Source organism: Pseudonocardia sp. Cha107L01 (assembly GCF_052566575.1).
This window is the reverse complement of sequence record NZ_CP199579.1, coordinates 9,294,775-9,315,312: the sequence shown is the minus strand read 5'-3', so window position 1 is coordinate 9,315,312 and position 20,538 is coordinate 9,294,775. Positions and strand designations below refer to the sequence as shown.

Here is a 20,538-nt window from a genome sequence, read left to right as displayed (position 1 = left end):
CTCGAGATGACGTTCAGTTCTAGGAGTAGTTGTGTCCACGTTGTTGCACGAACCAGGTCCAACGCCCGACCCAGGGGCGGACGGGCCGCCTGTACTCATGGCCACCGGCTATCCGCGGGGCTTCCGCACCCGTCCCGGGGAGCGGCTGGACCAGGTGTTCGAGGAGCGCGTGGACTGGATGCGCCGCAATGCCGACGCCGCCCACCTGGCCGTCGACACCGGTGAGATCACCTTCACCTTCGCCGAGCTGGACGAGTGCGCCAACCAGCTCGCCCGCTACCTGCTCGCCAACGGGGCCCACGCCGGGGACCGGATCGCGTTGCTGTTCGACCAGCCCACCTATTCCTACCTCGGGATGCTGGCGGTGCTGAAGATCAACGCCGCGTATGTGCCGCTGGATGTGGGGTTCCCGGCCGACCGCATCGGCTACATCCTCTCCGACGCTGGCGTGCGATTCGTGCTCTCGCTGTCGCAGGTGCGCGACCGCGTCGAGGGCCTGGAGGACTTTGCCCCCGGACTGCTCTACCTCGATCGGGCCGGCGAGGGCGTCCTGGGCCAGGACACCGCCCGACTCACCGACGCCGAACGCGGTGAGCCGGTCGACGACCTGGCCTATCTGATCTACACCTCGGGCACCACCGGCTGTCCCAAGGGGGTGGCCATCGGGCACGCGAGCATCTGCAACTTCGTCCGGGTGGCCGCCGAGGTGTACGGCATCGAGGCCAGTGACCGGGTGTACCAGGGCATGACGATCGCGTTCGACTTCTCGGTCGAGGAGATCTGGGTGCCGTGGATGGCCGGGGCGACGCTGGTGCCGAAGCCGGCCGGGCCGAGCCTGCTGGGGTTGGACCTGCACCAGTTCCTGACCGAGCAGCGGATCACCGCGATGTGTGTGGTGCCGACGCTGTTGGCCACGATCGAGGACGACCTGCCGGAGCTGCGGTTCCTGCTGGTCTCCGGTGAGGCCTGCCCGCAGGACCTGATCGCCCGCTGGCACCGCCCCGGCCGGCGGTTCCTCAACGTCTACGGCCCCACCGAGGCCACCGTCACCGCTACCTGGACGGTCCTGGACCCCGACCGGGCGGTCACCATCGGGCAGCCGCTGCCCACCTACTCCATCGTGATCCTGGATCCGGACAACCCGTTCCGGGCGCTGCCGTTCGGTGAGGTCGGCGAGATCGGCATCGCCGGTATCGGCCTGGCCACCGGCTACCTCAACCGCGACGACCTGACCGAGAAGGCGTTCATCCCGGACCTGCTGGGTATCGAGGACAACCCGTCCGGGCGGATCTACCGCACGGGGGACCTGGGCCGGGTCAACGAGGCCGGCGAGATCGAATACCTCGGCCGGATCGACCTGCAGGTCAAGATCCGGGGTTACCGGATCGAGCTCACCGAGATCGAGTCGCTGCTGCTGCGGGTCCCAGGGGTCTCCGCCGCGGTGGTGGACACCTTCGAGCCAACCCCGGGCACGGTGGAGCTGGTGGGCTACTACAGCCTGCGCAGCGGGGTCAGCGAGCTCGACTCGGAGGTCATCTACAGCCACCTGCGGAAGCGGCTGCCGTCCTACATGGTGCCCGCCTACCTGCAGCACCTCGATGTCATCCCGATGACCACCTCGGACAAGGCCGACCGCAAGGCGCTGCCCGCACCCACCGCCCGACGCGCCACCCCGGCCGGCGAGTACGTCGCCCCCGCTACCGAGACCGAGAAGGTGCTCGCCGACGCGCTGGCCGCTGTCCTCGGGGTCGACCAGGTCTCCGTGGAGAGCAACATCTTCGAGGACCTGGGAGCGAGCTCACTGCTCATGGCCCGGTTCTCGGCCCGGGTCCGCAAGGGGGCCGCGCTGCCGCCGATCTCGATGCGGGAGATCTACGGCAACCCCACCATCCGGCTGCTGGCCACGGCGGTGGGCGACTCAGCGCCGGCCGAGCCGGTCCGCACCGGCACCGTCGTGCGCACCAGCGGCGCGCTCTACCTGATGTCCGGCGCGGTGCAGCTGCTCATGTTCCTGGCCTTCACCTATGTCAGCGCGCTCCTCCTGGAGCGTTGCTTCACCTGGGCCTCCGCCGGGACCACGCCACTGGCCGTCTTCGAGCGCTCCACCTTCTACTCCATATCGCTGTTCGCCGTGGCCTGCGTGCTGCCGATCGTGGCCAAGTGGGTGCTCGTCGGACGCTGGAAGCAGCGCGAGATCCGCCTGTGGAGCCTGGGCTATCTGCGTTTCTGGACGGTCAAGACGCTGATCAGCACCAACCCCCTCGTGCTCTTCGCCGGGTCGCCGGTCTACACGCTCTACCTGCGCGCACTGGGCGCGAAGATCGGCCGCGGCGCCACCGTCCTGTCGCGCACCGTGCCGGTGGCCACCGACCTCATCACCATCGGCGCCGGCACGATCATCCGCCGGGGCGCCTCGTTCACCGGCTACCACGCCACCAGCGGTGTCCTGGAGCTCGGGCCGGTCACCCTCGGGCGGGATGTCTTTGTCGGTGAGACGAGCGTGCTCGACATCGACACCAGCATGGGTGACGGTGCGCAGCTGGGCCACAGCTCGTCGCTGCACCCCGGCCAGAGCGTCCCCACCGGCCAGAGCTGGCACGGCGTTCCCGCCGAGCCGTCCACCACCGACTACCGGACGGTCGGCCCGGCCAAGGTCGGGACACTGCGCAGGTTCCTGTTCGGCACGGCGCACCTGCTCACCGGAGCGATCGCGATCTCGGTGCTCTCCGGGGTCGTCGTCACCCTGCTCACCAAGATCCCGCTGGTCGCCGACCTGTTCGACTCCACCACGCTCTCGTTCACCGGTACCCGGTTCTATCTGACGATGGTGGTCGTCTCCGCGGTCGTGTTCTTCGGCGGAGCGCTGCTGGGCCTGGCCACGATGGTTGTGCTGCCCCGGCTGCTCAACCTGTTCATCCGCCCGGGGAAGACCTACCGGCTCTACGGCTTCCACTACATCGTCGCGTCGGTGATCACGCTGCTGAGCAACTCGACGTTCTTCATGGTGATCTTCGGCGACAGTTCCGCGGCGGTCGGGTACACCCGCGGCCTCGGCTACGACCTGGGCGTGGTGGAGCAGACCGGGTCGAACTTCGGCACCGCGATCACGCACGACTCGCCACTGCTGACCTCGGTGGGGACCGGCACGATGTTGTCCGACGGGCTGTCGGTGATGAACTCCGACTTCTCCAGCACCTCGTTCAAGATGTCGCGGATCGCCATCGGTGAGCGCAACTTCATGGGCAACAACATCGCCCTGCCCGCCGACGCCAAGATCGGCCGTAACGTGCTGCTCGGGACCAAGGTGATGGTGCCGATCGACGGCCCGGTCCGGGAGAACGTGGGTCTGCTCGGTTCGCCGCCCTTCGAGATCCCGCGCTCGGTGGCCAGGGACTCCGCTTTCGACCACCTGAAGGCCCCGGATGTGCTGCGCCGCCGACTCGCCGCGAAACTCCGGCACAACCTCGGCAGCATGGTCACCTTCCTGCTGTTCCGCTGGGTGCAGTTCTTCTCCGTGGTCACGCTCATGACGGTGTCGTCCTCGTTCGACGGCCGCTTCGGGAGTGTGGCCATCGCCGCCGGGATCCTCGCGGCCCTGGTGTTCAACGTCCTACTCACGGCATTCGCCGAGCGGATCGTCCTGGGCTTCCACCGACTGACCCCCCGCTTCGTGTCCATCTACGACCCGTACTTCTGGCGGCACGAGCGGCTCTGGAAGCTGCTGGCGACACCGATGTTCAACGGCACCCCGTTCAAGAATCTGCTGTGGCGGCTGCTGGGCGTGCGGATCGGCAGGCGGGTATTCGACGACGGTGCCGGGATCCCGGAGAAGACGCTGGTCACCATCGGCGACGACGCCGTGCTCAACGCCGGCAGTGTCATCCAGTGCCACTCGCTGGAGGACGGCACCTTCAAGTCCGACTACACGGTGATCGGCGCGGGCACCGTGCTCGGCGTCGCCGCGTTCGTGCACTACGGCGTGACGACGGGCGAAGGCACCGTGGTCGGCGCCGATGCCTTCGTGATGAAGGGCGAGGAGACGGCCCCGTTCACCGAGTGGGTGGGCAACCCGGCCACCGAGATCCAGCCGGCCAGTCAGACCAGCCACCTCACCACCACACCCATCCCGACCACGACGATCTCGATGCTGCCAACCAGGCCCGTCCCGATCCTGCAAGCGCGGATTGCCGCGCCGCCGCCCAGCAGGGTCTCCCACAACTAGGCGAATCCGGCCTGTCAGTAGGTCCTACCCAGCGAACACCGCGTGAGGAGAACGTCATGACCACCACCCTGCCCGCCCCGAACCGGTCCCCGCCCGTCGTCCCGCGTCCGAGGGCCGTCCGGTGTCCGGGGCACAGTCCGCGCGTGCTCGGTGAACAGCTACAAGCGCTACTGGGGACAGGGCCCGCCCCCATGCTGCGGCCGTTGGCCGTCGACCTCGCTGAACTCGCCGACATCCTCGAAGGCGATCCCACCCACGGCGGAGGCCTGCTGGACCTGCACACCGGCGAGGTATGGCTACAGGCCACGATCGAATACGCCCACGAGAGCAGTGAGGAGATAGAAGGGGCCCCAGACGAGGACGACGATCCCGAGCGCTGGTTGCCGGTCGAGTGCGAGGGTTCGCGCGAGGGCTACCACGATATGGAGACCTTCATCGACACACTCGTCGACCCCCAACAGGCCGACCGATTGACGGTGGCCATTCAGGGCCGAGGGGCGTTCCGCCGATTCAAAGATTCGCTCCAGCGCACCCCCGATGAGCTGGAGCGATGGTTCGCCTTCTCTGAAGAACGCCAGCGAGGCCCAGCACGGACCTGGCTCGCCGACGCCGGGTACAAGCCTCGTGCCGCGCCCTCCAGTGGTACGCGCTGAAGCTGATCGCCATGCACGGGCCGCGCTTGCCAGCGAGGCGCTGACCAGAGACCTTGAGGGCTCGCGCACCCTGAACGCCTACTCGACGCGCGAGCTGCTCACCCGACTCGAGGCCTGCCCCCAGCTGCTGAGTCAGTCCGACGACGACGATATCGACACGACGGTGCGCACGCTCGATGCGATCACCAAAAAGGCCTCGGATGGGCTCGCCGCCAGCTAGGCCGGCGAGTAGGACGTGTCGAGCAACAAGGAAAGCGGACCGGAGCGCGTCTCGCGCGACAACGTTCGTCCGCGCCTAGTCCGACGTCCGTTCCTTCGCCAGAACGGCGTCGAGCAGGCCGGGAAACCGGGCCTCCAGATCGTCGCGACGCAGTGACAGCAGGTTCTCCCGACCGTACGGGCGCTGCCAGATCACCCCGCTGTCCCTCAACACCCGCCAGTGGTGGGTCAGCGTCGACTTCGGGACATTCGCGCCGAGGATGCCGCCACAGGCGTGCTCCCCACCGTCTGCAAGCACCTCGACGACCCGCAGCCGTAACGGATGGCCCAGCGCGGACAGCACGTTAGGCAGCTCGATCCGCTCGCGATCGGGGTGGTTCGGGATCACGACGACGAGCTTACTCCGACTGTACGAGCACTTACGAACTGTTCGACGAGCTCGGTGAATGGATGACCCAGGTCGCACTGTACGTAGTTACTCGTACTATCGTACTGTGCGAGCAATACGGACTGACTCCGTTCGTTCGGGAGCTCGAATCGGAAGGGCGTCAAGACCTCATGTCACATCACGCTTCATCGGGGGATCCAGTGCTATCCGCCCCCAATGCCAATCGGGACGCCGACCTGACCCCTCCGGCCCCCTCGGTCGGGCGCCATGGACTCGGCTGGGCCCTGGCCGTGCTCGCACTGGCTCAACTGATCTTCTCGCTGGATCTGAACATCGTCTTCGTGGCGCTGCCTGACATCGGCGCGGACCTGGGATTCACCGGTCAGACCCAGCAGCTGGTGGTCAGCGCCTACGTGGTCTTCGCCGGCGGCTTCCTGCTACTGGGTGGGCGGGCAGCGGACCTACTCGGTCGCCGTCGGGTATTCGTGGCCGCATTGACGCTCTACGCGCTCTCCTCACTCGCCGGTGGCCTCGCGCCCAACGCGGAAATGATCGTGGTGGCCAGGGCGGTTCAGGGTATCGGCGGTGCGCTGCTGCTGCCGTCCACGCTGTCGCTGATCAACACACTGTTCCAGGAGGGACCCCGTCGCAACCGGGCGCTGGCCGTCTGGGGTGGCGCCGGTGCCAGCGGCCTGACCGTGGGCGCCCTGCTCGGCGGGGCGCTGACCGAGGTCTTCGGCTGGCCAGTGGTGTTCTTCGTGAACGTGCCCCTCGCAGCGGTGGTGGCGCTCGCCGCGCTCTGGGTGATCCCCAAGGACCGGCGCGACGGGGTACGCCGTCCGTTCGACCTACCAGGCGCGGTGAGTGTCACCGCCGGGGCCACGTTGCTGGTGTTCGCACTGGTGGAGGGGCCGGACCTGGGCTGGCTCAGCCCAGTCGTGCTCAGCACCGCGGTGCTCGCGGTCGTCGCGCTGGTCAGCTTCGCGGTTATCGAGACTCGCGGCGCGGACCCACTCATGCCACCCCGACTGTTCTCCAACCGCAGCCTGCTCGTCGGCATGACCGTCACCTTCGTGTACATGGGCAGTTTCGGCGCGCTGCCCTACTTCCTGACCGTGCTGCTGCACGACGTGTACCACTTCTCCGCGTTGCAGACCGGTCTCGCCTTCCTGGTTCCCTCGGTGGCCATCGCGCTCGGCACCCAGCTCGGCGAGCGCGCCACCACCCGGTTCGGCGTCCGGCCCACCCTGCTGTGGGGATTCGGCGTCGGTGTCGCCGGCACCGCGCTGCTCGCGGTCGCTTTCGACGACCGAGCCAGCTACCTCATCGCGGTCCCCGGCCTGGTCGTCTCCGGTCTCGGCCAAGGAGTGACCTGGACCGCGATGTGGATCGCCGCCTCGGCTGGAGTCGCTCCCGCCGAGCAAGGTGTCGCCTCTGGGATGGCGTCGACCACCCTCAATGTCGGGAACGCGATTGGCCTGGCCGTGCTCATCGCGATCGCCAATGCCGGAGTTGGCCATTCGCCTGCCAACCAGCTCCCCGACGCGATCGCCCACGGCGGTCAGATCGCCGTGCTCATCGCCGCCGCGGCAATGGCAGTCGGCATGCTAGCCAGTCGCACCCTGCCCAGGCGTCTTGGCTGAGCCCCATGAACGCTACGTCGCGCCGGCCTGAAGACGCATTCCCTCGGGCCAAACGTGCAGGTCCGCTGAGGCACATGAACGACTCAAGATCGGCAGGACAGACGATCGTGACACCAACGGCGTGCGTCGGTCCCGGAACACAAGAACCACCGACCAGACGCGGGACGCGAGAGCGCCTTGCCGAGATCACCCTCGACGCGCGGCGACTCTCCAACCGCCCAAGTCGTCCGATTCCACAGGGCACGGGACTGTCCCGGACATCCCGTGGATGCGCTAGCGCGCGGATTTGGCATCGTGGTCGTGGCGGGCCTGTTCGACCTTGCCGAGGTTGGTGGCGGCCCATTCTGCGAGGTGGGCGAACAGCGGGGCGAGGCTGCGGCCGAGTGGACTGATTTCGTATTCGACCCGAGGGGGGATCTCGGGGTGGTAGGTGCGCACGATCAGGCCGTCGCGTTCGAGTTGGCGCAGCCGTTGGGTCAGTACCTTCGGCGAGATCGTGGTGATCTGTCGTTCCAGCTCGACGAATCGTTGCCGGCCGTACTCGTTGAGGCACCACAGAATGGGCGTGGTCCATCGGCTGAACACGATGTCCACGACCGGGGCGATGGGGCAGGCCTGTTCCGGTTCGGTCGGCGCGGTCGCCCGGGTCGCCTCCATGCCAGTTCCTCTCGGATAGCCACTTTCCTCTAGGTACCTACTATACCGGTGATGTTAGCGTCCGCGAGTCACAGCACGACCACCCGGCCCGATGTGTGCCACACCAGGCCAGGCGACCCACGATGACACGAACGGGAGCCTCTCCATGATCGTAGTGACCGGAGCGACCGGGAACGTTGGCCGACCGCTCGTGCAGGCCCTCGCGGCCGCTGGTGAGGAGGTGACGGCGGTATCCCGACTGACCTTGGACGCGGACCCCTCGGAGGGCGTCCGACGCCGCCAGGCGGACTTGACCGACCCGGAGAGCCTTCGACCCATCTTCGACGGAGCTGATGCGTTGTTCCTGCACGACGGCGGTGCCAGTGCCTCTCTGTTGAAACCGCGCGACATCGTCGACGTGGCGAAAGCCGGCGGAGTCGGCCGCATCGTCTTGCTGTCCTCCATAGGCGTTGCTACCCGCCCCCATTCGGCGTCCCACGGAGCCATGATGCGATCCGTCGAGGACGCCGTCCGGCAGGCAGAGATGAACTGGACGATTCTGCGGCCGGGTGGCTTCAACTCCAACGCCTACGCCTGGGTCGAGTCGATCCGTGCCCAACGGACCGTCGCCGCGCCGTTCGGGGACGTCGGCCTGCCGACCATCGACCCGGCCGACATCGCCGAGGTCGCCGCCGCGGCCCTACGCGAGCCCGGCCACCGCTGGCAGACATACGAGCTGACCGGCCCCGCCCTCACCACACCCAGGCAACGCGCCGACGCGATCGCCGACGCGATCGGCGAGCCCATCCGGTTCATCGACCAGACTCGTCAAGAGGCCCGAACGCAGATGCTGCGGTTCATGCCCGAGGCCGTGATCGACACGACCCTCGACGCCCTCGGAGAGCCAACCCTCGCCGAACAAGGGATCAGCCCCTGGGTCGAACGAAACCTCGGCCGCCCACCACGCACCTTCGCCGACTGGGCCCAGGCGAACGCCGACGCATTCCGCTGACCTGCCCGTGTCCCTGCCGGCCGCGGTCGAAACCTTCCTCACCGAAGCCCACCTCGCCACCCGCACCACCATCCGACCCGACGGCACACCACACGTCACACCCGTCCGGTGCACCTGGGACAACGCAGCCAGATTGGCTCGAATCACGACCGTCGCCACCTCACACAAAGTCAGCAATCTCGTAGCCAGCCCACAACACCGCGCCGCACTCTGCCAAGCAGCCGGATTTCGCTGGGTCACCCTCCAAGGCACCGCCCTCGAATCCGACAACCACGAGCGCGTCAGCGAGGGCGTCTGGCGATACACCCGACGCTACCGGTCTCGACCAGCGGCTGGCTCAGAAGTATTCCCAGGTGAGGCCTGGTGCCCCCGGCAGGATTCGAACCTGCGACCGTCGGATTCCAAGATCACACTTGGGGGCAGTCCTGGTCATTGGCCGAACTGCGTTCTAGCTGGCCCGACGTCCCCGGTGAGGTCGGGGGAGCGGGGGCCGTCGCTGGCTCTTTGAGGTAGGTAAGCGGTAGAGATGATCTTGCTCCCGCCACCGGCGGACTAGAACATATGTTCGAAGATGGCTAGGATTCGACCCATGCCACGACAGCCCACCGAGCAGCAGCTCCGCCGGGACAAGCGGGATGAGAAGACACTAGTAGACGCAAGCTGGGCGTTGCGTCGGCTCACGGATAAGCGCTTCTATCACGGGCAGGGGGCCACGTTGTACGCCGTGTGCGAGGTGCTCGACCGGGCGGCGTTGGACATCTCGGATGTGAATCCTCACGTGCGGAGCTGTCTGCTCCGGGTTGCCCAGGCAGTCGTACAGGACGCCCGCATCGACGCCGGTGAGGATCCGAGCAAGGGGTTGGTCTGACCCGTCCAAGAGGACGGATTTTGAGCGGATCCGTCTAAGTGCCTTGACCTGCGGAAATCGCAGAGAGAGTGAAGACTGGACCGTGCATGGACAATGGACGAACGGGCCGAAGGTCCAGCTGCAGGTCAGCCGGTTGACGGACGTCAAGAGCACTCAACCAAAGGCAACAGATCAGAAACCGTGCGTCGCAGGTTCACGGATTCTGCGCACACCAGCAGGAGTGCGGGTGTTATCCGGAGGATCCGCGTGCAAGGCGCGGCGGCTCCCCGGGAACGCGTCGGGCCGCACCGCGTCCTCACCTACGACCGGCGTGGTCACGGCTCCGGGGCGGTGATGGTCTTTACTAGTGGAGGAGGGTCCAACTGATCAGGTCGTGTGCTTGCTGGGCTTGGTCGACATCGACGCATTTGAGTTTGAAGGACAATGATGCGACGCGGATCCCGATCGTGGTGGCAACGTCTATGGGTTGGTTGTCCTCGGCCAGGTAGCTTACGGCGGTCACCCGTCCGTAGGGGATCGAGGTGAGCGCTAACTGGCCCTCCCACGCTGTGCGTTCGATCATCATGATGCGTTGGCTGGTCAGCGCGAGCAGTTGGACGTCGGAGCCGCGGCCACGATAAATGCGGTCGATCGCCTCGCCGTCAAAGAGGTTGTTGCGCACCGCCGAGAGGTCAGCCCGTTCGTCGTGGGCCGAGACGGCCAAGGTGTCCAAGCTGGCAGAACTCAACGGAACCTGGGCCATTGTGGCTTCCTTCCGGCCTATGCATCCTAAAGGGAGAGACTATCGGGGCTACCACTCTGCTGGCGGCGGGAAACCGATTTTGACCAGGTCATATCCCTCATTGGACGCAGAGGTCACAACAGTCCCGTAGGCCCCGCTAAGTTGCCTCAGGCGATCATTTATGGACGTCGACCGATACTCAGCAGCGCGCTGATTGATCAGGATCGGACTGTTGTCGTCTGCTGTGATCGACTCGCGTCGTTTGTGTCGGGTAAAGGGTGGAGGCGATCTTGTTAGTGGTCTTCGCGATCACGGTTCATGCTGTGGATGTACGCGGCGATGCTGCCGAGACCGACCTCGGCCCGTCGCTGGTCGACTGTCGCCGGGTCACGAAGGTTGCGGGGCTGATGCGTGCCGTTGGCGATCTCCATCTGGGTCCCGTACACCTGGCTCTGTCCCTCGGCGAGCAGGACGCGGTCGGTCAGGTAGGCGATGTGCTGCGGCACAGTCTCCTGGGGCGGCAGGGCCTTCATGAGGTCGAGGCAGGTGCGTTGAAACGACGGGTCGTGGTCGGCATGTTGGATGAGCAGCCAGGCAGCCGAGGCCGAGGCCCCGTCGTCGCCCACCAGCGTCAAGGCGCACAAGCCCGAGTACCTCGGGATCGGCGGCCGGCGGGTGTTGGTCTCGCGCAAGTGGTCCAACAAGTCCCTGTCCGACCATCGGGCCGAGCGGAGCGAATTCGTTCGGCAACTGCTCGATAAGGCAGGCGTCCAACCCTCCTACGCCATCGATGACGGGCCGTTTCTCTGGGAGCGGACCAGATCCGGGGACACCGACGTCCCGACCCGTCCGGCACTGCTTCCGCAGGCCATCAGCCAGCGACAACGCTGGAAGGCGGACTACCTGGCCGCGCAGCTCAAAGCCGGCGAAGTACCGCACGACAACTGTTCGGCAACTACTGATCAAGAAGCGGCTTAGGGGCAATACCGTTCAGTTAGGCTTACATCGGTGTAGTTTGCTGATGTGCCTCGTGCTGGGTGGAAGAAGCCCGTCTCGGATCGTCGCTTGTCGGATTTGGTCTCGGTGGGGGTGCTGACCCGGGTGTTTCCACCGGAGTTGGTCGATGAGGTAATCGCCGAGGCTGGCCGCACCGAGCAGCGCAATCGCACGTTGCCGGCGCGAGTGATGGCGTACTTCGCGATTGGGATGGCGCTGTACTCCGAGGGCTCGTATGAGGACGTGCTCAGTCAGCTGACCGATGGGCTGGCGTGGGCGTCGGGATGGGAGGCCAGCTACAACCCGCCGTCGAAGTCGGCGATCTTTCAGGCCCGGCAGCGCCTCGGTCCGGAGCCGATGGCGGCGTTGTTTGCTCGGGTCGCCGAGCCTCTCGCGACCCCGATGATGGCCGGGTCATGGCTGGCTGGGCGTCGGATGGTCGCCATCGACGGAACCTGCCTGGACGTAGCGGACACCGTCGAGAACGCGAAGTTTTTCGGCCGGCCCGGGGTGAGCAAGGGCGAGCAGGCAGCGTTTCCGCAGGCCAGGATCGTGGCGTTGGCCGAGTGCGGCACGCATGCGGTGTTCGCCGCCGAGATCGGCGTCTACTCCGAGTCCGAGGCCACCCTGACCGAGCGGCTGCTGCCTCGGCTGGAGCCCGGGATGCTGCTGCTCGCCGATCGTGGCTTCTTCTCCTACGGCTTGTGGCGCCAGGCCTCTGGGACCGGCGCGGACCTGCTCTGGCGGATCCGAACCGATGCCTTCGGACCCAAGGCCAAGCACGTGCGTGACCTCGACGACGGCTCCTGGCTGGCGATGCTGCGCAAGAGTACGGACCGTGAGAGCGAGCCGATGCTGGTTCGGGCGGTGGACTACACGGTCGACGACGGCCGAGGCAACGACACCAGCTATCGACTGTTCACCACGCTGCTGGACCCCGGCGAGGTCTCCGCCGTTGACCTCGCCGCCGCCTACAACCAGCGATGGGAGATCGAACTCATCCTCGACGAGCTCAAGACCCACCAACGCGGACCCCGCACCGTGCTGCGCTCAAAGTCACCCGACCTGGTGCAGCAGGAGATCTGGGGGCACCTGTGCTGCCACTACGCGATCCGCACCCTGATGACCGACACCGCGAAGCACAGCGGGCGCGACCCCGACCGGGTCAGCTTCGTCGCAGCCCTGCGCATCGCCCGCCAGTCTGTCGCCCCTCGCGGGCGCTTTCCCCCCTGACAACGTCCAGGCCACCAACCACGTCTGGGGCACCGCGCTGCGCCGACTCGCTCGGCGGCTCAACCCCGCCCGCCGACTGCGGGCGGCACCCAGGGTCATCAAGCGAAAGATGCCCAAGTGGCACGTCAAACGTGCCCACCACGGTGCCTGGCCCGGCCCCCAGCACTCACCGAACTACCTCATCCAAAACCGTAACTGAACGGTATTGGGCTTAGGGGGAGTCATGGAGATCAGGCCGAGGTTATGGGCGGTTCAGGACGTGTCGGTGTATCTGGGGGTGCCGGTCGCCACGTTGTACGACTGGCGGTGCAAGGTCTACGGCCCGAAGAGCAAGAAGGGCGGGCGCTACCTCCGCTATGACGCGGCCGACGTGCAGCGGTGGTTCGAGCAGCTTCCCGATGCGGCGTAGGAGGCCGTGATGGGACGACCACCGTTGCCAGTCGGCACCTACGGGAACATCAAGACGGTTCAGCTCGGCCCAAAGAGCTTCCGCGCGAGGGCGCGTTATCGGGACTACGACGGGGTCACACGTCCGGTCGAACGGCACGGGACCTCGATCGCGGCGGCAGAGAACAACCTGAAGGAGGCACTGCGGGATCGCGGTCGGGCAGCGTTGGACGGGGACATCACAGCGGTTACGAAGATCTCTGCCGTCGCGGAGCTGTGGCTGCGAGATCTCGATGAGTCCGATCTGGCAATTCGGACGAAGGTCACATACCGGGAGACGTGGAAGAAGTCACTCCAGCCGGCGGTGGGAGAGCTGCGGCTTCGGGATGTCCGGGTCTCCCGTGTCGATCGGGTGACCCGGATTGATGAGATCTCGTACCGGGCGTCGTCCGGTATCTCTGCTGGGCAACCCTGAGCGCTACCCGTCCTGTCAGATGCTCGCCCAGGCCCTCCTACGCGGCTGGGCCGGCTGCCGCACGCCTGGGCCCACTACGTCACCAGCACCTACCTGAGGGCGGCCGTGGCCCGGCGGCCACGGCGACCCTGTGACATCAAGGGCCACATGGGTGGCATCCCACCGACCGGTGCCACCGTCCGCGCTGGCCGCCGCGCTGGCCACGGCCGGCTGCGCGGGCGTGGGTCAGGCGGGCTGCTCCCCGCCGCCGCTGGCGACGTCACCGTCGGAATCGGTCGCTTCCCGGGCCGCGTCCTCGGCTGAGGCGCCGGTTCGGTCCGAGTCGGTCCCGGGGTCGAGCTCGTCGCCCGGCTCGTCCTGTGCACCGCCACCGGTCTCGTGGTCTGTCATCGGGGCTCCCTCGCTCGCGTCAGCGGACGGGTACCCAGCCGCACTGGACCGAAACCCAAAAAGAGCCCACTCCAGATATTGAATGCCCGGAGCGGAGGCAGCGGAGCGGAGACAGCGGAGCGGAGACGAGACATGTGGAGCGACGGTAAAACGGCAGTGCGTCGGCGCCACGAAAATGACAGTGACTCAGGAGTCCCCTGGGTAGAACCGCGCCGGGGCGCCACGACCAGGTCATTGCTGGTTGTGTCCGAGGCTGGAGACTCCGCCGGTCACCGTAGGTCCCAGAGCAGCCGGTAGTAGGCGATCCGCTCCGGGCAGGGAGCGGGCTCGCCGGGCTGCTGTTCTCCGGCGGTCAGCGCGATCTGCTGCCAGGAGGTGTCGAGGGCACCGGCACCGCCGGCGCTGTGGTGTGCACGGTAGGCACCGGAGCCGGGCCGGGTGATCACCAGCCCCTCGGCGGCGAGCGTGGCCAGCGCCCGCGAGACGGTGACCGGGCTGACCCCGAAGCGTCTGATGAGGGCCCGATTGGACGGCAGCTTCTGTCCAACACGCGCAGCGGGCCCGGGAAGGGCTGATCGCCGGGGGCGACCTGGCCAACGCGGGATACACCTATTACCCGGCGGTCACGGGCCTGTCGTCTGCCACGAGTAAGGGACCACCTGGGATCTAGTTTTGCCACGAGGATGGGACCAGGGGCTTGCCGGTGATGGGACCACCTGTTTGCCAGTAGTGGGACCACCCGGCGTGGCTCCCCGCCTTCCGGTCGTGCGGCCGTTGTGGTCGTCCGCATGTCCTATCGGGAGGTGTCCGTGATCGAGGTTAGAGAGATCCTTCGGCTGTGGTTGGAAGGCCGTTCGCTGCGCGCTGTGAGCACGTTGGCGGGGGTGGACCGCAAGACGGTCCGCCGGTACGTCGCTGCCGCTGAGGCGGCCGGGCTGGCCCAGGAGTGCGGCCCTGAGCAGCTGACCGATGAGCTGCTCGGGACGGTCCTGGGCGCGGTGCGACCGGACCGCCCACGCGGTGTTGGGGCGGCCCGGGAGTCCCTGGATGCCCATCGGGAGCAGATCGCGGCCTGGCTGAAACAGGGGCTGACCTTGGCCAAAGTCCATGTGCTGCTGGGCCGGCGCGGGGCGGTGGTGCCCTATCGCACGCTGCACCGCTACGCGGTCAGCGAGTTGGCCTTCGGCCGGCGCCAGCCCACGGTCCCGGTTGTCGACGGCAACCCTGGTGAGGAGCTACAGGTCGATTTCGGTCGACTCGGGCTGATCCCGGACCCAGTTCGTGGGGCACGGCGGGTCGCCCATGGGCTGATCTTCACCGCGGTGTATTCGCGGCACATGTTCCTTTACCCGACTCACCGCCAAACACTCGAAGAAGTGATCGCCGGGTTCGAGGCCGCCTGGGCGTTCTTCGGTGGCGTTTTCAAAGTCGTCATTCCCGATAATATGAAAGCGATCGTCGAGCAGGCCGATAATATCGAACCCCGGCTCAATGATAGTTTCCGCGAATACGTCCAAGCTCGGGGCTTCGTGGTCGACCCGGCGCGGGTCCGCCATCCTCGGGACAAACCCAGGGTCGAAAAATGTGTGCAATATGTGCGGTCCAGCTTCTTCGCCGGGGAGGACTTCACCGATCTGAACGACTGCCGGGCCCGCGCCGTGTTGTGGTGCGCCCAGGTCGCCGGAACGCGTATCCATGGCACCACCTGCGCACGCCCAGCTGAGGTGTTCGACGCCGAGGAAGCACCCCTGCTGCTGGCGGCCCCCGCGCAGAGGTTCGCGATCCCGGTCTACACCAAACCCAAGGTCGCACCTGATCGGCATGTCGAGGTGGCCAGAGCGCTGTATTCGGTGCCCGGGGAGCTGATCGGGCAGCGGCTGACCGCTCGTGCTGATGGGCACACGGTCAAGCTGTTCCGCCGCGGCCAGCTGATCAAAGTTCATCTCCGGCAGGAACCGGGGCGGCGGCGCACCGACCCGGCGGATCTGCCCAGCGAGGTGTCCACCTACGCGATGCGCGACCTCGACGCGCTGGCTCGCCGCGCGACTGGCTATGGCGAGCACATCGGTGCCTACGCGGCCGCGCTGCTGGATCATCCGCTGCCCTGGACCAAGATGCGCCAGGTCTATCGGCTCCTCGGACTGGTCCGCCGCCACGGCGCTGACCGGGTCGAACAGGCCTGCAAGCGGGCCTTGGAGGTCGAGGCGGTCAACGTCGGGCTGATCGACCGGATGCTCACCCGGGGGCTGGAAGCCGACACCACCCGCGGCACCGCCACCGGCCAGCTGGCCATCCCCATCCCGGCCGCCGTTGATACCGCCGCCTCGAAGGTGGTGCCCGCCGCGCGACGGTTCGTCCGCGACGCCGGCGAGTTCGCCACCGGTGCCACCGGGCAGATGCGGCGCCCGTCGTGACCACCAACGCCCGTCCCAGCCCCGTCCCGCGCGGGTCCGTGCAGCGAGTCGAGGTATCCGGCGATCTCAAGGACCTGATGCGCCGGCTCAAACTCGGGCGGCTGCTCGACACCCTGCCCGAACGCCTCGCGTTGGCCCGCACCCAACACCTGCCGCATCACGAGTTCCTGGAGATGCTGTTCGCTGATGAGGTCACCCGCCGCGACCAACAAGCCACCCTGCTGCGCGCCCGCTCCGCGCACCTGGACCCGACCATGGTCCTGGAGGCCTGGGACGACTCCACGGCCGTCGCGTTCGACCGGACACTGTGGGCAGAGTTGTGCTCGCTGCGATTCCTCACCCAAACGAACAATGTGCTCATCATGGGACCCGTGGGAGTGGGGAAAACATTCCTGGCCAACGCCCTCGGGCATGCCGCGGTCCGCCGCAAATACACCGTGCACATCGAACGTGCCGACAAACTGTTCAAACGGCTACGCGCCGCCCGTCTCGATCACACCCACGAAGAGGAAATGCGGAAACTGCACCGGGTTGAACTATTGATACTCGACGATCTGGCATTGCACCCGCTGGGCACCGAGCAGACCAGTGATTTTTATGAGCTGATCGTGGAACGCCACCGCGAGGCCTCCACGATCATCACCTCGAACCGGGAACCCCCAGAGATGCTGACCATGATGGCCGACCCGCTGCTGGCCCAGTCCGCGATCGACCGGCTGCAGTCCGCCGCCTTCGAACTCATCGTCGAGGGCGAAAGCTACCGCCAGCGCCAACGACCACGCATCGGCCAACCCCTCGACGCCGCGCAGGAGGACAGATGACCGAGAAACGTTGACGTCAACGACGTCCCTACACGACGATCAGCACACGGCCCACGACCGCCGAAGTGGTCCCTAGCTGGTGACAAAACGGTGGTCCCTTACTCGTGGCACCTGACAGGCCTGCTGGACGCCGCGCCATCGCTGTACGCCTGCGTCGCCGAGGTGAAGGCCGGGCTGGACTTCCAGCGGCGTACCGGCAGCAAACAGATCGCCCAGCTGATCGACGGCTACCGTTGGTTGGCTGGGGTGCTGCGCGGCGACAGCCCCGCCGCTGCCGACGAGCCGGTCTCGATCGACCGGTACGCCGACAACCCGATAGCGCTCTTCCACGCGCATTACGCCCGTGCGATCGCCGCCGCCATCTTCGGCGATCCGGCCAGCCTGGCACGGCACACCGCGGCGGCGATGCCGCTGCTGCCGGCGGCCCTCGGCTCTACCCGACCGCCGTGGCCCGCCTGCGGGCGGTGCTGCTGCTGGAGAACCGGCTCATCCGAGGCGCGCTCACCGCCGACCGGCTCGACGCCGTCACGCTCATCGCCGGCCAACTCGCCGTGTCCCTGGACAACGCCCAGCTATATGCCGAGCTCACCACCTCGCGCCCCCGGATCGTCACCGCCGCCGACCACGGTATCCGCTCGCTACTCAGCCCGGCCGAGGCTCACGTGAAGCCAGCCGACGTACATGCCAGCCAGCCCGACGATTCCGCACCAGCTCCGTCCAGGCCCTGAGGCAGGCCGGCGCCTACGAGGACTCAGCAGCTGCTTCGTGCCAGCACCACCTCTGGTCGCGGCAACACGCGTGGACGACTCTGGAGCAGCACGTCTGCGCACCCCCGACGAGGCGATCAAACTCACCGACGACCAGCGTGAACGTCCGCTGTCCCAGGAGGTGTGTCACCCTCCACCCAACTCCCACCCGGCACATTCTTGGTCGGGAGCCCTCCGCGCGGGCACCTGGCAACGGGGCTGGCAAGAGGAGCCGAGGAGCCCTCGTTCGCCGTCTACCACTGTGAGGCCGCCAGCCGCATGCCCACACGGTGGAGAGCGACGCGTTTAGGGTGGCCAGGTTTCACCTGGCGGCGTGCCCGCCGAACATGGAGTGTGTGTCGCGGTCTTGCCGGGTGCGAGCTTAGGAGAACAGATTAATCGTGAACGCCACCCCGGGTGCTTTGCCCGACAGAGAAATGTTGGGCGAACTGGTTCGAGAACTCGACACCGCGGCACCGTATGAGCTGGTCGAGGTGTGTGAGGGGTGGCTGCGGCGTCGGGCGGGTGCGCGGTGGAGCACGTTGCTGCTCGCGGACTACAGCCAGACGGTGTTGGAACCGGTTCCCGGTCGTGGTTCGGGGTCTGCCGCCGGGCGCCGCCATGCGGTGCGCGACGGCGCCGCCGGGGTCTGCTATCGCGAGCAGCGGGTCGTGCGCGAGAGCGAGCAACAGGACGCGCAGGGGTGTGAACTGGTGTTATGTGTGCCGGTGACGATCCGCAGCGAATGCCTTGGGGTGCTCATGGTGGGTCTGGGGCGGGACACCGCCGATGACATCGCCGACATCCTGGTCGATGTTGCGACGGTGTTGGCGCACGTGCTCGCCGGTGCCCGCCGATACACCGATCGTTTCGAAGCTCTGCGCCGGCGCAAAGATCTCGGGTTGGCTGCGGAAATCCAGTGGGAACTGCTGCCGGTGTTGGCCTACGAATTGCCCGTGTTCTCTATCGCCGGAGCTTTGGAACCCACGTATGAGATCGGTGGTGACACCTTCGACTACGCGGTCAGCGCGTCACGGCTGACCATCTCCATCACCGACGCGGTCGGTCACGGCCTGCGGGCGGCGTTGCTGGGCAGCTTGGCGGTTACCGCTATGCGCAACATCCGTCGCGGGGGCGGGGACATCCTCGCCCAGGCCGGCGCGGCTAATGAACACCTCGCTGAGCAATTCCCCGATTTCAGCTTCGTCACCGGCCAACTGCTGGAGATCGACGTGGCCAGCGGGTCAGCTCTGATCATCAATGCTGGTCACCCGCTGCCACTGTTGCGCCGCGACGGGCTGGTCGTCGAGGTACCAGTGGCCCCGGACCTGCCGCTCGGCCTCAAAAGCGACACCGTGTATCGACCGGCGCGATACGATCTACAACACGGGGACCGCCTCTTACTGATCACCGATGGGATCACCGAAGCGCACTCACCCGGCAAAGCGGCATTCGGCACCGAGCGAGTCGCGCAGCTGCTCTCCACGCAGGCACACCATTCACCCGCCGAATTCGTTCGCAATCTCACCGCCGCCGTCCTCACATTCCGAGACGGCGAACTCGCCGACGACGCCACCGCCGTCTGCCTCGACTGGCACTGACCAGCCGCCCACAGCGCCGCCACCCGGTCCCAGCGGCCGGCCGACGAGATACGCCCTGAAACTGGTGGGGCGAAGGCGCTGAGCCCGGAATCCCACATCTCGGCTAAGAGCCGGCGAAGTTGGCGACCCGTTCGAACGGCTCACAGCCCCCTGCCGCCGCCCCGACGGATCCACCCGGATACGTGCCTCGCGGCCTCTCTAGTCCCGGAGGGTGGTGTCCGGCACCCAGAGGATCCGCGGTCGTCTCGGCGAAACAGCGCGTGACGACCACCGTCAGGCACGCTTGCAGGTGACCGTCGATCCGAAGCACGGGGGTCGCGGTCACGTCGGTGCGGCTATTGGTTTGCTCACCCAGCTGGGCGGAGCTGGTTTGAGTGGGCCCGATGGGGGAAGGTCGTGTTCATGCTTCTTCGTCGTCTGGCACGCCCGATGCTGGCCGGGATCTTCATCTCAGGCGGGATCGCCGCGCTGCGCGATCCCGAGGGACATGCGAAAGCGGCGGGCCCGGTGTTGGATCAGGTGAGTGGGCTCGTCCCGATGCAACGCCCTCCCTCAAGCGTGACCCTGGTGAAAGCGGACGCGGCCGTCAAGATCGGTGCTGGTGTGTTGTTGGCGACTGGCAAAGCGCCCCGGTTGGCCGCGACCGCGCTGGCGGCGAGCCTGATCCCGACCACCGCGGCTGGTCACCGGTTCTGGGAGATCGAAGACCCACAGCAGCGGACCGAACACCAGATTCACTTCATGAAGAACCTGGCGCTGCTGGGCGGGTTGATGCTTGCCTCAGCCGACACTGAAGGTAAGCCCTCGCTGTCCTGGCGGGCCCGCAGCGGCGGGCGGACCAGCACGGCCACCGCGGAACTGTTCCATCGTGACGTCACCCAAGGGATCGGCGACCTGTCCCAGCGTGTCAGCGCACTGAGCGAGCAGGTCGCTGACCGCGTCACGGGTCTGGGCGGGCAGGTGGTCGAGGTGGCCGGGCGTTACGGACCGCAGGCCGCGCAGGTGGTGAGCGAGGCTGGGGAACGGATCACCGAGCTCGCCGGACGTTATGGACCACAGGCCGTCGGAGTGGCCGGGCAGGTCGGGGACCGTCTCAGTGATCGGACTGGCCTG

The 20,538-nt window shown here is 67.0% G+C and carries 22 protein-coding genes and 1 pseudogene; 16 read left to right on the top strand and 7 right to left on the bottom strand.

What is annotated here, in order from left to right:
- The first annotated feature begins 97 nt into the window (after positions 1-97).
- The 3 genes from ACTXG6_RS43810 (at position 98) to ACTXG6_RS43800 (ending at position 5,095) form a co-directional block, all read left to right on the top strand.
- Positions 98-4,222: a Pls/PosA family non-ribosomal peptide synthetase gene (locus ACTXG6_RS43810; protein WP_445185183.1), complete on the top strand. Its 4,125-nt coding sequence runs from the start codon at positions 98-100 to the stop codon at positions 4,220-4,222.
- A gap of 203 nt (positions 4,223-4,425) precedes the next feature.
- Positions 4,426-4,875 (top strand): UPF0158 family protein, encoded by a 450-nt coding sequence (locus ACTXG6_RS43805; RefSeq protein ID WP_445185182.1) that lies wholly within the window; start codon positions 4,426-4,428, stop codon positions 4,873-4,875.
- Positions 4,862-5,095 carry a hypothetical protein gene (locus ACTXG6_RS43800; protein WP_445185181.1) on the top strand — a complete coding sequence of 78 codons (234 nt, stop codon included), beginning with the start codon at positions 4,862-4,864 and terminating at the stop codon, positions 5,093-5,095. Before ACTXG6_RS43805 ends, ACTXG6_RS43800 begins: the two co-directional genes overlap by 14 nt.
- 75 nt (positions 5,096-5,170) lie before the next feature.
- Here the strand turns inward: ACTXG6_RS43800 and ACTXG6_RS43795 are convergent, their stop codons facing one another.
- Entirely contained in the window at positions 5,171-5,482 is a 312-nt protein-coding gene (locus ACTXG6_RS43795; RefSeq protein ID WP_445185180.1) for an ArsR/SmtB family transcription factor, read from the bottom strand.
- 290 nt (positions 5,483-5,772) lie between these two features.
- Here ACTXG6_RS43795 and ACTXG6_RS43790 point away from each other — a divergent pair, with 290 nt between their 5' ends.
- Positions 5,773-7,125: an MFS transporter gene (locus ACTXG6_RS43790; RefSeq protein ID WP_445185179.1), complete on the top strand. Its 1,353-nt coding sequence runs from the start codon at positions 5,773-5,775 to the stop codon at positions 7,123-7,125.
- A 273-nt stretch (positions 7,126-7,398) separates the two neighbouring features.
- On the opposite strand, the gene ACTXG6_RS43785 is transcribed toward ACTXG6_RS43790, so the two are convergent.
- Entirely contained in the window at positions 7,399-7,782 is a 384-nt protein-coding gene (locus tag ACTXG6_RS43785; RefSeq protein WP_445185178.1) for a winged helix-turn-helix transcriptional regulator, read from the bottom strand.
- A 145-nt stretch (positions 7,783-7,927) separates the two neighbouring features.
- Here ACTXG6_RS43785 and ACTXG6_RS43780 point away from each other — a divergent pair, with 145 nt between their 5' ends.
- The 3 genes from ACTXG6_RS43780 to ACTXG6_RS43770 all read left to right on the top strand — a co-directional run bounded on the left by ACTXG6_RS43780 (position 7,928) and on the right by ACTXG6_RS43770 (position 9,641).
- The gene (locus tag ACTXG6_RS43780) at positions 7,928-8,773 is read left to right on the top strand and encodes an SDR family oxidoreductase (protein ID WP_445185177.1); all 846 of its coding nucleotides are present in this window, start codon (positions 7,928-7,930) and stop codon (positions 8,771-8,773) included.
- Positions 8,774-8,780: 7 nt separating this feature from the next.
- Positions 8,781-9,281 carry a pyridoxamine 5'-phosphate oxidase family protein gene (locus ACTXG6_RS43775; protein ID WP_445185176.1) on the top strand — a complete coding sequence of 167 codons (501 nt, stop codon included), beginning with the start codon at positions 8,781-8,783 and terminating at the stop codon, positions 9,279-9,281.
- Between the two features lie 81 nt (positions 9,282-9,362).
- The gene (locus ACTXG6_RS43770) at positions 9,363-9,641 is read left to right on the top strand and encodes a hypothetical protein (RefSeq protein WP_445185175.1); all 279 of its coding nucleotides are present in this window, start codon (positions 9,363-9,365) and stop codon (positions 9,639-9,641) included.
- Between the two features lie 343 nt (positions 9,642-9,984).
- Here ACTXG6_RS43770 and ACTXG6_RS43765 read toward each other — a convergent pair whose 3' ends face one another.
- Both ACTXG6_RS43765 and ACTXG6_RS43760 read right to left on the bottom strand, forming a co-directional pair.
- A complete protein-coding gene (locus ACTXG6_RS43765) occupies positions 9,985-10,383 on the bottom strand; it encodes a hypothetical protein (protein WP_445185174.1) in 399 nt (132 codons plus the stop codon).
- A gap of 272 nt (positions 10,384-10,655) precedes the next feature.
- Complete coding sequence (locus ACTXG6_RS43760; RefSeq protein ID WP_445185173.1) at positions 10,656-10,988, bottom strand: DUF6624 domain-containing protein; 333 nt, start codon at positions 10,986-10,988, stop codon at positions 10,656-10,658.
- Between ACTXG6_RS43760 and ACTXG6_RS43755 the strand changes: the two genes are divergently transcribed.
- The 4 genes from ACTXG6_RS43755 to ACTXG6_RS43740 all read left to right on the top strand — a co-directional run bounded on the left by ACTXG6_RS43755 (position 10,945) and on the right by ACTXG6_RS43740 (position 13,453).
- Entirely contained in the window at positions 10,945-11,340 is a 396-nt protein-coding gene (locus tag ACTXG6_RS43755) for a replication initiator (protein ID WP_445185172.1), read from the top strand. The two genes, ACTXG6_RS43760 and ACTXG6_RS43755, sit on opposite strands and share 44 nt — an antisense overlap.
- 45 nt (positions 11,341-11,385) lie before the next feature.
- Positions 11,386-12,591 (top strand): IS4 family transposase, encoded by a 1,206-nt coding sequence (locus ACTXG6_RS43750; RefSeq protein ID WP_445183392.1) that lies wholly within the window; start codon positions 11,386-11,388, stop codon positions 12,589-12,591.
- A 259-nt stretch (positions 12,592-12,850) separates the two neighbouring features.
- Positions 12,851-13,000 (top strand): helix-turn-helix transcriptional regulator, encoded by a 150-nt coding sequence (locus tag ACTXG6_RS43745; protein WP_445185171.1) that lies wholly within the window; start codon positions 12,851-12,853, stop codon positions 12,998-13,000.
- A 9-nt stretch (positions 13,001-13,009) separates the two neighbouring features.
- A complete protein-coding gene (locus tag ACTXG6_RS43740; protein ID WP_445185170.1) occupies positions 13,010-13,453 on the top strand; it encodes a hypothetical protein in 444 nt (147 codons plus the stop codon).
- Positions 13,454-13,678: 225 nt separating this feature from the next.
- On the opposite strand, the gene ACTXG6_RS43735 is transcribed toward ACTXG6_RS43740, so the two are convergent.
- Positions 13,679-13,843: a hypothetical protein gene (locus ACTXG6_RS43735; protein ID WP_445185169.1), complete on the bottom strand. Its 165-nt coding sequence runs from the start codon at positions 13,841-13,843 to the stop codon at positions 13,679-13,681.
- A 269-nt stretch (positions 13,844-14,112) separates the two neighbouring features.
- A complete protein-coding gene (locus ACTXG6_RS43730) occupies positions 14,113-14,448 on the bottom strand; it encodes a winged helix-turn-helix domain-containing protein (protein ID WP_445190280.1) in 336 nt (111 codons plus the stop codon).
- Positions 14,449-14,631: 183 nt separating this feature from the next.
- On the opposite strand from ACTXG6_RS43730, the gene istA reads away from it, so the two are divergent.
- Both istA and ACTXG6_RS43720 read left to right on the top strand, forming a co-directional pair.
- Complete coding sequence (gene istA, locus ACTXG6_RS43725; protein WP_445183323.1) at positions 14,632-16,257, top strand: IS21 family transposase; 1,626 nt, start codon at positions 14,632-14,634, stop codon at positions 16,255-16,257.
- Positions 16,254-17,078, top strand: coding sequence for an ATP-binding protein (locus tag ACTXG6_RS43720; RefSeq protein WP_445183324.1), 825 nt, complete (start codon positions 16,254-16,256; stop codon positions 17,076-17,078). Before istA ends, ACTXG6_RS43720 begins: the two co-directional genes overlap by 4 nt.
- 72 nt (positions 17,079-17,150) lie before the next feature.
- On the opposite strand, the gene ACTXG6_RS43715 is transcribed toward ACTXG6_RS43720, so the two are convergent.
- Positions 17,151-17,408 carry a hypothetical protein gene (locus tag ACTXG6_RS43715; protein ID WP_445185168.1) on the bottom strand — a complete coding sequence of 86 codons (258 nt, stop codon included), beginning with the start codon at positions 17,406-17,408 and terminating at the stop codon, positions 17,151-17,153.
- Between the two features lie 116 nt (positions 17,409-17,524).
- On the opposite strand from ACTXG6_RS43715, the gene ACTXG6_RS43710 reads away from it, so the two are divergent.
- From ACTXG6_RS43710 to ACTXG6_RS43700, 3 genes and pseudogenes are all read left to right on the top strand, one after another.
- Positions 17,525-17,806: a hypothetical protein gene (locus tag ACTXG6_RS43710; protein ID WP_445185167.1), complete on the top strand. Its 282-nt coding sequence runs from the start codon at positions 17,525-17,527 to the stop codon at positions 17,804-17,806.
- 419 nt (positions 17,807-18,225) lie between these two features.
- A complete protein-coding gene (locus ACTXG6_RS43705; protein WP_445185166.1) occupies positions 18,226-19,425 on the top strand; it encodes a PP2C family protein-serine/threonine phosphatase in 1,200 nt (399 codons plus the stop codon).
- Positions 19,426-19,827: 402 nt separating this feature from the next.
- Positions 19,828-20,283: pseudogene (locus tag ACTXG6_RS43700) on the top strand (DoxX family membrane protein); the annotation flags it as partial.
- Between the last annotated feature and the right edge of the window lie 255 nt (positions 20,284-20,538).